At 64.7% G+C, this 14,921-nt stretch carries 7 protein-coding genes; 3 read left to right on the top strand and 4 right to left on the bottom strand.

Features of this window, described 5'->3' with window-relative positions:
* From NCT04_RS28585 to NCT04_RS28595, 3 genes are all read right to left on the bottom strand, one after another.
* The gene (locus NCT04_RS28585) at positions 1 to 1,644 is read right to left on the bottom strand and encodes an acyl-CoA synthetase (protein WP_244830942.1); all 1,644 of its coding nucleotides are present in this window, start codon (positions 1,642 to 1,644) and stop codon (positions 1 to 3) included.
* A 64-nt stretch (positions 1,645 to 1,708) separates the two neighbouring features.
* Positions 1,709 to 2,341 (bottom strand): glutathione S-transferase family protein, encoded by a 633-nt coding sequence (locus NCT04_RS28590; protein WP_250469204.1) that lies wholly within the window; start codon positions 2,339 to 2,341, stop codon positions 1,709 to 1,711.
* Positions 2,342 to 2,368: 27 nt separating this feature from the next.
* Positions 2,369 to 2,995: a glutathione S-transferase family protein gene (locus tag NCT04_RS28595; RefSeq protein ID WP_250469205.1), complete on the bottom strand. Its 627-nt coding sequence runs from the start codon at positions 2,993 to 2,995 to the stop codon at positions 2,369 to 2,371.
* 183 nt (positions 2,996 to 3,178) lie between these two features.
* On the opposite strand from NCT04_RS28595, the gene recC reads away from it, so the two are divergent.
* From recC to recD, 3 genes are read left to right on the top strand one after another with little or no spacing between them, the layout of a single operon-like run.
* The gene (gene recC / locus NCT04_RS28600; protein WP_250469206.1) at positions 3,179 to 6,739 is read left to right on the top strand and encodes an exodeoxyribonuclease V subunit gamma; all 3,561 of its coding nucleotides are present in this window, start codon (positions 3,179 to 3,181) and stop codon (positions 6,737 to 6,739) included.
* The gene (recB, locus tag NCT04_RS28605) at positions 6,736 to 10,458 is read left to right on the top strand and encodes an exodeoxyribonuclease V subunit beta (protein WP_250469207.1); all 3,723 of its coding nucleotides are present in this window, start codon (positions 6,736 to 6,738) and stop codon (positions 10,456 to 10,458) included. The genes recC and recB overlap by 4 nt, the downstream gene beginning before the upstream one ends.
* Positions 10,455 to 12,572 carry an exodeoxyribonuclease V subunit alpha gene (gene recD / locus NCT04_RS28610; protein ID WP_250469208.1) on the top strand — a complete coding sequence of 706 codons (2,118 nt, stop codon included), beginning with the start codon at positions 10,455 to 10,457 and terminating at the stop codon, positions 12,570 to 12,572. Before recB ends, recD begins: the two co-directional genes overlap by 4 nt.
* Here the strand turns inward: recD and NCT04_RS28615 are convergent.
* The gene (locus NCT04_RS28615) at positions 12,569 to 14,866 is read right to left on the bottom strand and encodes an FdhF/YdeP family oxidoreductase (protein ID WP_250469209.1); all 2,298 of its coding nucleotides are present in this window, start codon (positions 14,864 to 14,866) and stop codon (positions 12,569 to 12,571) included. The genes recD and NCT04_RS28615 overlap by 4 nt on opposite strands.
* Positions 14,867 to 14,921 lie beyond the last annotated feature (55 nt).

Raw genomic sequence — 14,921 nt, forward strand, 5'->3', positions numbered from 1 at the left:
TCAAACGTCGATTGCCGCAACCGAGCCCGCGCGCTTGCGCAACTCGAACTTCTGTATCTTGCCGGTCGATGTCTTCGGCAACTCGCAGAATTCGATGGCGCGCGGCACCTTGAAGCCCGCCAGATGCTTCCTGCAATGCGCGATCAGTTCTTCCGCGCCGACCTCGGCGCCCGCCTTCAATTCGACGAACGCGCAAGGCGTTTCACCCCAGCGCGCATCGGGCTTCGCAACGACGGCGACCGCCAGCACCGCCGGATGCCGGTACAACACGTCTTCCACTTCGATGCTCGATATGTTCTCGCCGCCGGAGATGATGATGTCCTTGCTGCGGTCCTTGATACGCACGTAGCCATCCGGATAAGCGACCGCCAGATCGCCCGTATGGAACCAGCCGCCGCGAAACGCTTCCTCGGTGGCGGGCACGTTCTTGAGATAACCCTTCATCGCGATGTTGCCGCGAAACATGATCTCGCCGATGGTCTCGCCATCCGCGGGAACGGGCTCCATGGTGAGGGAATCGCGCACGCTCACCGCATCCTGCAAGTGATAGCGCACGCCTTGCCGTGCATTGAGCCGCGCACGCTCGCCGATGTCGAGTTCGCTCCACTCGGCCTGCCGCGCGCAGACGGTCGCGGGACCGTAGACTTCGGTGAGCCCGTAGACATGCGTGAGTTCGAAGCCCAGGCGCTCCATGCCTTCGATCATCGCGGCGGGCGGCGCGGCCCCCGCGACCATGGCGTGGACCTTGTGCGCGATGCCCGTCTTCAGTTCGTCGGGCGCATTCACGAGCAGGTTCTGCACGATCGGCGCGCCGCAATAATGCGTGACGCCTTCGCGGCGAATGAGATCGAAGACCGTCTTTGCATCGATACGGCGCAGACACACGTTCACGCCCGCGCGCGCCGCGACCGTCCACGGAAAACACCAGCCGTTGCAATGGAACATGGGCAGCGTCCACAAGTACACCGCGTGCTTCGGCATGTCCCATTCGAGTATATTGCTGAGCGCGTTGGTGTAGGCGCCGCGATGGTGATAGACCACGCCCTTCGGATTGCCCGTCGTGCCCGAGGTGTAATTCAGGCAGATGGCGTTCCATTCGTCCGATGGCGGCGACCATTCGCAGGCGGGGTCGCCGCTTGCCAGCAGGCTTTCGTAATCGATCTCGCCGATGCTTTCTCCCGCGCCGGTGTACTGCGGATCGTTCACGTCGATGACGAGCACGGGTTGCGGCACGCTCTTCAGCGCCTCACGCATCACGCCGGAAAACTCGCGATCGACGATCACTGCTTTTGCCTCGCCATGCGTGAGCATGAAGGCAAGCGTCGCTGCATCGAGCCGCGTGTTCAGCGTGTTGAGCACGGCGCCCGTCATTGGCACGCCAAAGTGCGCTTCGACCATTTCGGGCGTGTTCGGCAGCATGGCGGCGACCGTATCGCCCAAGCCGATGCCACGCGAACTCAGCGCCGATGCAAGCCGCCGCGTGCGCGCGTAAGTCTCGCTCCAGTTGCGGCGCACGTCGCCATGCACGACGGCCGGCCGCGTCGGATACACCGTCGCGGCGCGCTCGATGAACATCAGCGGCGTGAGCACCGCGTAGTTGGCGGCGGTCTTGGGAAGCCCTTCGTCGTATTGGCCGGCTGTCATGGTTGTCTCCTCCGTGGCGGCGTGCTGTTTTAGTCTGCTTGAGGCTCCCAATATTACATGTGCCTTAATTGTCGTCGAGCTTGATCTCGAAGCCGCGCTTCACGCCTTCGCGCGCGAATAGCGTGTCGTACCAGCGCTTGACGTTCGGATAGTCGTCGAGGGAAACCTGATGACGCTCGTGCCGCCACGCCCAGCCAAGAATGGCGAAATCCGCCACCGACAACGCGCCCGCGACGAATTCCACTTGCGCGAGCCGCCTGTCGAGCACGCCGTAGAGCCGGCGCGTTTCGTCCGAATAGCGTTTGAGGCCATAGCGCCGGTCGGCTTCCGCTTCCACGGCGCGAAAATGATGCACTTGTCCCGGCATGGGTCCGAAGCCGCCCATTTGCCACATGAGCCATTCGAGCACCGGTACGCGATCGCGCAGACTCGCGGGCAAGAACCGGCCCGTCTTCTCGCCGAGATAAAGCAGAATCGCGCCGGATTCGAACACGCTGATCGGCTGTCCGTCCGGGCCGTCGGGATCGATAATCGCCGGAATCCGGTTGTTCGGGCTGATGCGCAAAAAAGCCGGCGCGTGTTGCTCGCCCTTGGAGATGTTCACCGTTTTCACGGAGTAGGGCAGTTGCATTTCTTCCAGCGCGACGCTGATCTTGCGTCCGTTGGGCGTATTCCAGGTATGTAGTTCGATAGTCATGTCGATGCTTCAATGCCGGGTGGAAGTTCAGGTCAGCGGCGCCGAGACATGGCGCCGGAAGCCGTCGCGCGAAGCCTGTTGTCCATACCAGCGTTCGAGCTCCGGCAGCGTCGGACGCGCAAGTTCCGCGATTCCGAACCAGCGCCGCGCATACGCCGCGATGACGATATCCGCGAGTGTGAAGGTACTGCCTTCGAAATACTCGCGCCCTTCGAGATGCGCGTCGACCATGCGCCAGAGTTTCTCGACTTCGCGCGCGGCGGTATCGAGTTGAGCGGGGTCGCGCTCGGCTGCGGGCGTGCGCACGTAGCCCCAGAACACGGGCCGCTCGGCGGGTTGCAGCGTGGAAAGCGCCCAGTCCAGCCAGCGGTCCACGCTCGCTCGCACCTTCGGTTCCGCCGGATAGAGCGCCTGATTCTGCCCGTACTGCATCGCGAGATAGCGAATGATGGAATTCGATTCCCACAACACGAAGTCGTCGTCGACGAGCGTGGGGACGCGGCCGGTCGGATTCATCGCGAGATAGTCGGGTTCGTTGTTGCGCCCGAATTGCAGCCCCGCGTCGATGCGCTCGTAAGCGAGCCCGAGTTCGTCGCAGCACCACAGCACTTTGTGTACGTTGACCGAGTTGGCCCGGCCCCAGATCGTCAGCATGAGATGTCGTCCTCCGTTGTCACAGCGTTCTTTTTTGCAAGCATAACGGTTAAGCGACGCGCCCGCGCTGTGCGGGCGCAAGCCGCGTGACGACGGTTTGTAGGTTGCCCATGCGCGCGGGCCGCTGGCCGCGTCGCTTAGAATCGATGTCTTGTCGCCGTCGAACTCTTCACGGAGCCTTTTTTGAAGCCGAATTCGCTGTCGCCGGGGCTCATGCTCATCCACGGCAACCGCTCCGAGCGGCTGCGCGATCTGCTCGTCGAGTGGATGAAGCGCTATCCGCTCGCCCCGCTGGAAAACGAGATTATCCTCGTGCAAAGCAACGGTATCGCGCAGTGGCTCAAGTTGGCGCTCGCCGCGCATGTCGATGCCGCGAGCGGCGAGGGCGGTTGCGGTATCGCCGCCGCGCTCGATATCAGCCTGCCTTCGCGCTTCATTTGGCAAGCGTATCGCGCGGTGCTGGGCGCGGACGCGGTCGCGGAAGTCTCGCCGTTCGACAAGGCGCGCGTCGTCTGGCGGCTCATGCGCGTGGTGCCCGCGCTCGTCGGGCGCGAGGAATTCGAACCGCTGCGGCGCTTCATCCGTCATGACGACGATCGCCGCAAGCGCTTTCAACTGGCCGGGCGCATTGCCGATCTGTTCGATCAGTATCAGATGTATCGCGCTGACTGGCTCGCGAAGTGGGCCTCGGGCGAGGATGTCGTGATCGACGCGCGCGGACAGGCGCATGCGCTACCCGCCGAACAGCGCTGGCAGGCGGCGCTCTGGCGCGCGCTGCTGGCCGATGTCGAACAAAGCCCGCAGGACAATCCCAACGAAATCTCGTCGCTCGGCGGCCGCGCGGCGGTCCACGAGGCCTTCATGCAGCGCGCAGCGGGCTGGCCGGAAGGCAAGCGGCCGGCGGGCTTGCCGCGCCGCATCGTGGTGTTCGGCATATCGAGTCTGCCGCGTCAGTCCTTGGAAGCGCTGGCGGCGTTGTCGCGCTGGTCGCAGGTGCTCATGTGCGTGCCGAATCCGTGCGCGCATTACTGGGCCGACATCGTGCCCGACAAGGAGTTGCTGCGCGCCTCGCACGCGCGGCAGACGCGTCGCGAAGGCGCGCCCGCCGAATTGCAGCCGGAACAGTTGCATCTGCATGCGCATCCGCTGCTTGCGTCGTGGGGCAAGCAGGGACGCGACTTCATCGGCTTGCTGGACGAATTCGACAGCGCCGAGGCGCGCGAGAGCTATAGCCCGCAATTCGCGAGTATCGGGCAGCGTATCGATCTCTTCGAAGAGCGCGAAGCCGACACCATGCTGCAGCAGTTGCAGGACGATATCCGCGACCTTCGGCCGGTGCGGGAAAGCCGCGACCACTGGCCCGAAGTAGACCCGGAGTTCGATACGTCGATACGCTTTCATATCGCGCATAGCCCGCAGCGCGAGGTCGAGATCCTGCACGATCAGTTGCTCGCCGCGTTCAATGCGGACCCGCAATTGAGGCCGCGCGACATCATCGTGATGGTGCCGGATATCGAAACCTACGCGCCGCATATTCAGGCGGTGTTCGGTCTCTTCGAGCGCAGCGATCCGCGCTACATTCCATTCAGCGTGGCCGATCGCGGACAGCGCGCCGCCGATCCGCTGCTCGGCGCGCTCGAGGCGTTGCTCGGCCTGCCGCAATCGCGCTTCGCGGTGAGCGATCTGCTCGATCTGCTCGACGTGCCCGCGTTGCGCCGCCGCTTCGGCATGGAGGAAAGCGATTTGCCGCGTCTGCGTTCGTGGATTCGCGGCGCCAACGTGCGCTGGGGTCTGCATGCCGAACAGCGCGCGAGTCTCGGCTTGCCGCGCGATCAGGCAAGCGCCGCGCCGCATACGTGGGCGTTCGGGTTGCGCCGCATGCTGCTCGGCTACGCCGTCGGTAGCGATGCGCAAGCGTGGAACGACATCGAACCGTTCGGCGAAGTCGGCGGCCTTGATGCCGCGTTGCTCGGGCCGCTCGTGCGCCTTCTGGATGCGCTCGATCACACCTGGCGCAGTCTGCGCGAGCCGGCCACCGTGCCTGTCTGGTGCGAACGCCTGCGCGCGCTGCGCGTCGCGTTCTTCGAGAGCGACGACGCCGAAGACGCCTACACGTTCGCGCGTCTCGACAACGTGCTGCAGGACTGGCTCGACACCTGCAACGAAGCGGGCCTCGACGATGAACTGCCGCTTTCCGTCGTCGGCGACTACTGGCTTTCGCAACTCGACCAGGGCGCGCTGTCGCAGCGCTTCTTCGCGGGTGCGGTGACCTTCGCGACCCTCATGCCGATGCGCGCCATTCCGTTCCGTCACGTCTGCCTGCTCGGCATGAACGACGGCGACTATCCGCGCGCGCGCGTGCCGATGGACTTCGACCTGATGCGCGGCTACTACCGGCCGGGCGACCGCTCGCGTCGCGAGGACGATCGTTATCTGCTGCTCGAAGCGGTGTTGTCGGCGCGCGACCATCTGTATGTTTCGTGGGTCGGGCGCAGCATCAACGACAACAGCGAGCGGCCGCCCTCGGTGCTGATCGGGCAACTGCGCGATCATCTGGCGCAAGGCTGGCGTCTCTTCGACGAAGACGCATCGCTCGTGAATGCGCTGACCGTGGAGCATCGCCTGCAACCGTTCAGCGCGGATTACTTCAACGCGGACGACGAGGCATCGCCGCTCTTTACCTATGCGGCCGAATGGCGGGCGTCGAGCCGACCGAGGCAGACCCAACCCGATGACACGCCGCTTGCAACGCTCGCGCCGCTTGTGCGCGAAGAGCCGCTCACGCTGCGCGAACTCGCCGACTTTCTGAAGAATCCGGTGCGCCAGTTCTTCCGGCAACGTCTGCGCGTGTCGTTTGAAGCGGAGCAGATGGCGAGCGAGGACGACGAGCCTTTCGAGCTCGATGCGCTCGCCATATGGAAGCTTCAGGACGAACTGATCCGCGCGCAGGCATCGATATTGAACGAAACGGGCGCGTTGCAAGAAGGCGCGCTGGAAGAAGCCCGCGAAACCCGCATGGCGATGATCCGCCGCCGTGGCGACCTGGCGACGGGCGGCTTCGGCGACATCGCGAGCGGCAAGCTGCTCGAACCGATGGACAAGCTCTTCGAAGCGTGGCGCAAGGAGGTCGAGCGCTGGCCGGTGGCTATGGAGCGCGATCGCGAAGTGCGCTTCACGACCGAAGGCGCGACGCAGACGCTCGCGCTCGCGGATTGGCTCGGCAATTGGCGCGCCGACGCCGATGGCCGCGAGGCACGCCTCATCATGGAAACGCGCGAACTCGTTTCGGGCAAGGCGTATAGGTATGCAAGGCTCACGGGCGCATGGGTGGAACACCTCGCGGCGAATCTCGACGGACACGAGGTAACGACCGTGATCGTCAGCAAGAAGGGCGTCGTCGAATTCGCGCCGCTCGAAGCGAGCGTGGCGCGGCGGCATATGACCACGCTTCTGCAGGTCTGGGAGCGCGGCATGACGCGGCCGCTGCCGTTCGCGCTGGAATCCGCGCTCGAGTGGCTTTTCAAACATCGCATCGAGCCCGCCGAAGCGCACGGCGCCGCGCGCCGCAAGTACGAAGGCGACGACTACAACAAGGGCGAAGTGCAGAAAAATGCCTCGCTGCTGCGTGCGTATCCCCACTTCGCCGCGCTCGCGGCAAGCGGCGAATTCGTGGAACTGGCGGAGCATCTGCTCGACCCGCTCGTCTCCACCGTGGTCAAGAAAGAGAAGGCTGCCAAGGCATGAACGCATTCGATTCGCAGACCGTCCAGCCGCTCGATCCACTGCGTTTTCCGCTTGCGGGGCGCAGTCTGATCGAGGCGAGCGCGGGCACGGGCAAGACTTTCACCATCGCCATGCTGTATGTGCGGCTCGTGCTCGGCCACGATCCCGGCAACGACGCGGCGCGCCCGCTCACGCCGCCCGAGATCCTCGTCGTCACCTTCACCGATGCCGCGACCAAGGAACTGCGCGACCGTATCCGCGCGCGGCTGACCGAAGCGGCGCGCTACTTCCAGCAAGACGCAAACGAGATCGAAGCGCTCGACTTTGGCGACGAAGACCTGCTGCACGCATTGCGCGAAGAATACGAGCCCGAAGCGTGGCCTGCCTGCGCGCGGCGGCTCCAACTCGCGGCCGAATGGATGGACGAGGCGGCGGTGTCGACCATTCACGCGTGGTGCAACCGCATGCTGCGCGAGCATGCGTTCGATAGCGACAGCCTCTTCGACCAGACGCTCGAAACCGATCAAAGCGATCTGCTGGCGCAAGTCGTACGCGATTACTGGCGCACGTTTTTAGCGCCGCTCGACGAACGCCGCGCGGAAACGGTGGCCACGTGGGTATCCGGTCCGCGCGAGCTGCAAAAGACGCTGCGCAATCTCATCGACCTAGCCGAGCTTTTGCCCGATGCGCAAGCTCCCGCCGATGTGCTCGATGCGCGCGCCTTGCGTCTCGCGCAGATCAAGGAGCCGTGGAAGACGTGGCCCGAGATCATGGGCGAGTTGATCGATCAGGCGCGGCTTGCCAAGCGGTTCAAGCCGCGCAGTTACGGCAAAAGCGATTGCGACCGCTGGCTCAGGACGCTCGTCGAATGGGCGCACGACCCGCACGCGCTCATGCCCGATCTGACGAGCACCGCGTGGTCGCGGCTGACGCCCACCGCGCTCGCGGAGCATTGCGAAGGCGAGCCGCCGTCGCATGAAGCCTTCGAAGCCATGCTGACCTTGCAGGCCGATCTCATCGCACTCGAAGCGAGCCGCACCGAGATTCTCACGCACGCGGCGCGTTGGGTCGCGGAACGCTTTGCGGGCGAACAGGCACGGCGCGCGCAAATGGGCTTCGACGATCTGCTCGCGCGGCTCGATGCCGCGTTGCATGGCGCGAACGGCGCGCGTCTAGCCGAAGTCATTCGTCATCAGTTTCCGGTCGCGCTGATCGACGAGTTCCAGGATACCGATCCCGTCCAGTACCGTATCTTCGATGCCGTCTATCACGCGCAAGACGCGGGACAGGCGCTCATCATGATCGGCGACCCGAAGCAGGCCATCTACGCTTTCCGCGGCGCGGACATCTACACGTATCTCGCCGCGCGCCGCGCGCCGGGCACGCAACTCTTCACGCTCGCGAAGAACTTCCGCTCGACGGCCGCCATGGTCGATGCCGCCAACCATTGCTTCGACATGGCCGAAGCGCGCGCGGACGGCGAAGGCGCGTTCCTGTTTCGCAGCGGCGACGACAACCCGGTGCCGTTCATCAACGTGAGCGCGCAAGGCCGCGACGATGCGTTCGTCATCGATGGCGAAACGCCACGCGCGCTCACCGTCTGGTGCCTGCCGCCCAGCGACGACGGCAAGCCGACGAGCAAGACCGCCTACATTCAGCGGATGGCGCCGGGCTGCGCAAGCGAAATCGTGCGTTTGCTCAACCTTGGGCAGCGCGGCGAAGCGGGCTTCGAGGGATCGCGTGGCCGCCGTTCGCTCTCTCCCGCCGATCTCGCCGTGCTCGTCAACAACCGCACCGAAGCCGAAGCCATCCGGCGGGAGTTGCGCGCGCGCGGCGTGCGTTCGGTGTATCTGTCGGACAAAGACTCGGTATTCGCGAGTGACCAGGCGGGCGAACTCGTGCATTGGCTTGCCGCCTGCGCGGAACCGGAAGACGGACGGCTCGTGCGCGCCGCGCTTTCCACGCCGACGCTCGGACTCGACTTCGGCGAACTCGACGCGCTCTTCAGCAACGAAACGCAATGGGAAGCGTGCGTGCTGCAATTTCGCGGCTATCGCGAAAGCTGGCGGCGTCAGGGCGTCTTGCCGATGCTGCGGCGCCTTCTGAACGACTTCGACGTGCCCGCGCGTCTTTTCGAACTGCAAGCCGGCAACGGCGAGCGCGTGCTGACCGACCTGCTGCATCTGGCCGAACTGCTGCAACAGGCAAGCGTGCTGATCGAAGGCGAGCACGGGTTGATCCGGCATCTGGTGGAAGAACACGAGGCGGCGCTCGAAGGCAGCGGCGGCGATGCGCGCCAGATGCGTCTGGAAAGCGACGGCGATCTCGTCAAGGTGGTGACCATCCACAAGTCGAAGGGGCTGGAGTATCCGCTCGTGTTTCTGCCTTTTGCGTGCGCGCATCGTGCGGTGACGCCGAAGGATCTGCCCTTGAAATGGCACGATGAAACCGGCGAGCTCAACGTTACGCTCGACGGCGACGAAGACATCCTCGTCAAGGCCGACGACGAACGCCTCGGGGAAGACCTGCGCAAGTTCTACGTGGCGCTGACGCGCGCGCGCTATGCGACGTGGATCGGCATGGCGCCGCTCGAAGCGCTCGAACGCAGCGCCATCGGTTATTTGACGGGCGGGCGGGAGCCTGTCGTCCCGGCCGAATTATTCGACCGGCTGAGCGATGTGTTCGGGGCATCGGCGAATATCGCGGTTTTGCCCGCACCCGAGGCTCGCGCCGAGCGCCTTGCCGCGCGTGCCGAAACCGCGCTCGCCAGCAACGCCCGCAAGTCGGTGCGCGTGGTGCGCGAAGCCTGGTGGATAGCGAGCTATTCGAGTCTCAAGACGTCGGGCGGCACGCATGCCGCGCCGGATACGCCGGTCGAAGACGTCTTCATCGAAACGCGCGATGCGCAAAGCGAAGCGTCGCAGGAAGAAGACGCCGATGCACCGCGCGCGGTGTCATCGTCTGGACGCACGCTGCATGACTTTCCGCGTGGCTCGGAGCAAGGCAGCTTCTTGCACGACTTGCTGGAATGGGCCGCGCAACAAGGCTTCCAACACACCGCCGACGACCCCGCCGCGTTACGCGAACTCGTCGCGCGGCGCTGCGCCGTGCGTGGCTGGGAGCGCTGGATCGCGCCGCTCACCGCGTGGATCCTGAAGATCATATCGACGCGTTTCGTCGTGAAGGCCGCGCACGGCATGCGGGCGACTGCCATTGCGCTGGCGGACCTCGACACGTCGCTCGCCGAAATGGAGTTCTGGTTCGAGGCGCGGCACGTCGACACGACCGCCGTCGACCGGCTCGTGTGCGCGCATACGGCCGGCGGTGCCGCGCGGCCCACGCTCGAACACGCGCAACTCAACGGCATGCTGAAGGGCTTCATGGACCTCGTGTTCGAGCACGAAGGGCGCTATTACGTGGCGGACTATAAGTCGAACTGGCTCGGTTCGGACGATTCGGCCTACACGACCGAGCGCATTCGCGCGCAGATGCTGCGCTCGCGGTACGACCTGCAGTTCGTGCTTTACACGCTTGCGTTGCATCGGCTGCTCAAGGCGCGTCAGCCGGATTACGACTACGACGAGCATATCGGCGGCGCGGTTTATCTCTTCGTGCGCGGCCTCGACGCCCCGACTCAAGGTCTCTACGCCGAACGTCCGCCACGCGCGCTGATCGAGCAACTCGACGCGTTGTTCATGGGCGAGGCCCGCGCTGTCATCGCAGAAACGGAGTGGGAATGAGCCTTTTGCCGTCCGGCACGCAAGCCGAATTTTCCTTCGAAGAGAGCGAACCCACGCAATCCGTCTTCGATACGACCGAAGACACCGCGCATCTGCTCGATGCCTGGGTAAAGCGTGGTTGGCTGCGTGAAGTCGATGCCGCATTCGCTCGTTTCCTCGCCCGCGAAGCCGCCGACGCGCACGGTCTGCTGATCCTCGCGGCGGCTTTGGCGAGCCATCAACTCGGACGCGGACACGCCTGCCTCGATCTCGCCGCGACGCTGGCCGATCCCGGCTTCGTGCTCTCGTTGCCGCCCGATGGCCATCTCGACCCGGACGCGAGCGACGACGAGGAAAAAGACCTGCTGCCATCCAAAGTGCTCGAAGGCGTGACACTCGCGCGCTGGCAGGAAGCGCTGACGCATGCCGCGCTCGTCGGCCATGGCGCGGGTGCGACGCCGCTCGTGTTCACCGGCACGCGGCTTTATCTGCGGCGCTACTGGCGCTACGAACAGGACGTGTGCCGCGCCATTCGGAAACGGCTCGATGCCTCCGCGAACGCGCCCGATGCAGCCGCGTTGCGCGCCGCGCTCGACACGCTGTTTTCCTCCGCATCGGCGGCGACCGACTGGCAGAAGATCGCCTGCGCGCTCGCCGCCAAAAGCGCCTTCAGCATCGTGACGGGCGGGCCGGGCACGGGCAAGACCACGACCGTCGTCAAGCTACTGGCGTTATTGCAGGCACAGGCGCTTGCCACGGGCGGCGACGCGCGCGCGTTGCGCATTCGCCTCGCCGCACCAACGGGGAAGGCCGCCGCGCGTCTGAACGAATCGATCGCGGGCGCGGTCGCGCGACTGCCGCTCGATGCCTTCGCGAACGGCGCCGACATCCGCGCGGCGATCCCCGTCGCCGTGACCACGTTGCATCGCTTGCTCGGAACGGTGCCGGATTCGCGGCGCTTTCGGCATCATGCGGAGAATTTGCTGTCGCTCGATGTCCTCGTGATCGACGAAGCCTCCATGGTCGATCTGGAGATGATGAACGCCGTGCTCGCCGCGCTGCCGCCGGACGCGCGCCTGATCCTGCTCGGCGACAAGGACCAGCTTGCGTCCGTCGAAGCGGGCGCGGTACTCGGCGAATTGTGCAGACGCGCATCGAAGGCGCATTACACGCCCGCAACGCAAGCGTGGATCGAAGCGGCGACGGGCGAGCATTTAGACGGCGAATACATCGATGCGAACGGCAGCGCGCTCGACCAGTCCATCGCGATGCTGCGGGTGAGTCATCGCTTCTCGGCGGCGAGCGGTATCGGGCAACTCGCCGATGCGGTCAACAAGGGCGATGCGCTCGAAGTCCAGAAAGTCTGGTCGCATGGCCACGACGATCTCGCCTTCGTCGAATGTCCGCCGGATAGCGACGCGGTGCTGAAGGCGCTCGCCGTGGAAGGCACGGCGGGGCACGCCAGCGAAGTATCGGAGCGCCAGGGTTATCGTCACTATCTGCAAACGATGCGCGAGCGGCAGCCCGCCCACGACGCCGCCGCCGCCGCCTTCGACGCATGGGCGCGCGCGGTGCTCCACGCTCACGACGCGTTTCAGTTGCTGTGCGCGCTGCGTCGCGGCGCGTGGGGCGTGGAAGGGCTGAACAAGCGCATTGCACACATGCTGCACGAGGAAGGCTTGATTGCCGCGAACGCGGAGTGGTATCTTGGCCGCCCGGTGCTCGTGACGCGCAACGATTACGAGCTTGGGCTCATGAACGGCGATATCGGCATCACGCTTGCCTTGCCGGTGCACGATGGCACCTGGAGCCTGCGCGTAGCCTTCGCCGCGGGCGATGGCAGCGAACGCATTCGCTGGGTGCTGCCAAGCCGTCTGCAAGCCGTGGAGACCGTCTTCGCGCTCACGGTGCACAAGTCGCAAGGCTCCGAGTTCACGCATGCGGCGCTCGTGCTGCCCGAGCGCTTGAGCCCCGTGCTGACGCGCGAGCTGGTCTATACCGGCATTACTCGGGCGCGGCGTTTTCTCACGATCGCGAGCGCGGGCGGCAAGAGTGTCGTCGAGCGCGCGGTGCAGGCGCGCGTGCTGCGGGCGAGCGGCTTGTCGGCGGGCTTCGGGACGCAGGCATCGGATTAGGCGGCCGCTGCTTTCGCTATGCGCACAGGCACCGACTTGTACGATGGTGTGCCGCTTTCCTTGTCGATGTAGTCGAGCGGCACCAGCACGTTCGCCTCGGGATAATAAGCCCCGATGGAGCCGCGAGCGATCTTGTACGCGATGACCGTGAAGCCCGCGAGCTTCTGCGTGCCATCGTTGGCATGGCCAGGCAGGGCCGTTTCGACATCGACGACATCTCCATGTTCGAGCTGCTGCACGGCCATGTCCGCTTCGTTCATGAAGATCACATCGCGACGGCCGAACACGCCGCGATAGCGGTCGTCGAGTCCGTAGATCGTCGTGTTATATTGGTCGTGGCTGCGCAAGGTCGTGAGCTTGAGCACGTCGTCGGCTTCGAGCGCATTCTCTTCGTTCAGTCCGCCAAACGTGATGAACTCCGCTTTGCCCGATGGCGTCGTCCACACGCGTTCGGTCGGCGGCAAGGGCAGGCGGAAACCGCCCGGTATGCGAATCCGCTCGTTGAAGCGCTCGAAGCCTGAGAATACGGCTTCGATGCCATCGCGGATGCGGTCGTAGTCGGCAATCATGTCGAGCCAGCGCACTTTGCTATGCAAGAGCGTCGCCTGCGCAATGCCCGCGATGATCGCAGGCTCCGAGCGCAACGAAGGCGACGCGGGCGGCAGCTTGCCGCGCGAGGCATGCACCATCGACATCGAATCCTCGACGGTCACGGCTTGCGCGCCGCTCGCCTGCTCGTCCATCTCCGTGCGCCCGAGACAAGGGAAGATGAACGATTCCTTGCCCGTGAGAAGGTGATTGCGATTGAGCTTGGTGTTGATGTGCACGGCAAGATCGAGCTTGCGCATGGCGGCGAAGCATTTGGTCGAGTCGGGCAGGGCGACCGAGAAATTGCCGCCCAGACAAAACAGCGCCTTAGATTTGCCATCGAGAATGGCCTGAATGGCGCGCACGGCGTCGTGCCCATGCGCCTTGGGCGGCACGAAGCCGTAAGTCGCTTCCATGCGCGTGAGCATGTCGGCGGGCGGCTTTTCGGTGATGCCGACCGTGCGATTGCCCTGCACGTTCGAATGTCCGCGCAACGGACAGATGCCCGCGCCCGGCTTGCCGAAGTTGCCGCGCATGAACAGCAGATTGGCGATCTGATGCACGTTGGCCGTGCCCTTGCTGTGCTGCGTAATCCCCATGCCATACGTGACGATGGTCGCGTTCGACTTCACGTAGGCGCGCGCGACGAGTTCGAGTTCGTCGCGCGTGAGGCCGCTGGCTTTCTCGATATCGGCCCATTCGGTGGCGTGCAGATCGGCGACGAAGGCTTCGTAGCCGTTCGTGTGGCCTCGGATGAACTCATGGTCGATGACGGTGCCATCGGCATCGACGGCGTCGTCGAGCGCGATGATCGCCTTCTGAATGCCCTTGAGCGCCGCCGCATCTCCGCCCACTTTCACCTGATAGTACGAAGAGGCGATGTCCGTCGAACGCATGGTGGCCATTTCGACGGCGTCTTGGGGATCGGCGAAACGTTCCAGCGCGCGCTCGCGCAACGGATTGAACACGATGATGGGCACGCCGCGCCGCGCCATTTCCCACAGCGTGCCCATCATGCGAGGATGGTTCGTGCCGGGATTGTGTCCCATCGCGATGAGCAGTTCGCAATGATCGAAGTCTTCGAGCGAGACCGTTCCCTTGCCGATGCCGATCGATTGCGGCAAGCCGACGCTCGTCGCTTCGTGGCACATGTTCGAGCAGTCGGGGAAGTTGTTGCTGCCGTATTCGCGTGCGAAAAGCTGGTACAGGAAGGCTGCTTCGTTCGATGCGCGCCCCGACGTGTAGAACTCGGCTTCATCCGGCGAGGCGAGCGAACGCATGACTTCGCCGATGCGCTTGAACGCGGCGTCCCATTCGATGGCCTCGTATTTGTCCGTGATCTTGTTGTAGGCCATCGGATGCGTCAGGCGGCCTTCGTTTTCGAGGTCGTAGTCGGACCATTCAAGCAAAGACGTGACGGTGTGTCCGGCGAAGAATTCAGGCGGGACGCGCTTCTTGGTGGCTTCCCAAGTCACGGCCTTGGCGCCGTTCTCGCAGAACTGGAATGTCGAGCGATGCTCTTTATCCGGCCACGCGCAGCCGGGGCAGTCGAAGCCGTCGGGCTGATTGGTGCGCAAGAGCGTGAGCGGCGCCTTGAAGGCGTCCATTTGCTGCCGCACGGCGCGCGCGGTGGCGTTGAGCGCGCCCCAGCCGCCTGCCGGGCTGTCGTAGAGCTCGATGCCTTGCACTTTCCGATGATCTGCCATGACGACTCCCGGACGTTGATAGCGTTGCTGCCATGACGTGAGCGTCGCATCTGAA

It is taken from the genome of Caballeronia sp. GAFFF2, assembly GCF_023631485.1.
In the GTDB taxonomy this organism is placed as follows: Bacteria; Pseudomonadota; Gammaproteobacteria; order Burkholderiales; family Burkholderiaceae; genus Caballeronia.

Bases quoted from the DNA above. Each gene is read 5' to 3' on its own strand.
- NCT04_RS28585 (WP_244830942.1), bottom strand. From the start codon at position 1,644: ATGACAGCCGGCCAATACGACGAAGGGCTTCCCAAGACCGCCGCCAAC.
- NCT04_RS28590 (WP_250469204.1), bottom strand. From the start codon at position 2,341: ATGACTATCGAACTACATACCTGGAATACGCCCAACGGACGCAAGATC.
- NCT04_RS28595 (WP_250469205.1), bottom strand. From the start codon at position 2,995: ATGCTGACGATCTGGGGCCGGGCCAACTCGGTCAACGTACACAAAGTG.
- recB (WP_250469207.1), top strand. From the start codon at position 6,736: ATGAACGCATTCGATTCGCAGACCGTCCAGCCGCTCGATCCACTGCGT.
- recD (WP_250469208.1), top strand. From the start codon at position 10,455: ATGAGCCTTTTGCCGTCCGGCACGCAAGCCGAATTTTCCTTCGAAGAG.
- NCT04_RS28615 (WP_250469209.1), bottom strand. From the start codon at position 14,866: ATGGCAGATCATCGGAAAGTGCAAGGCATCGAGCTCTACGACAGCCCG.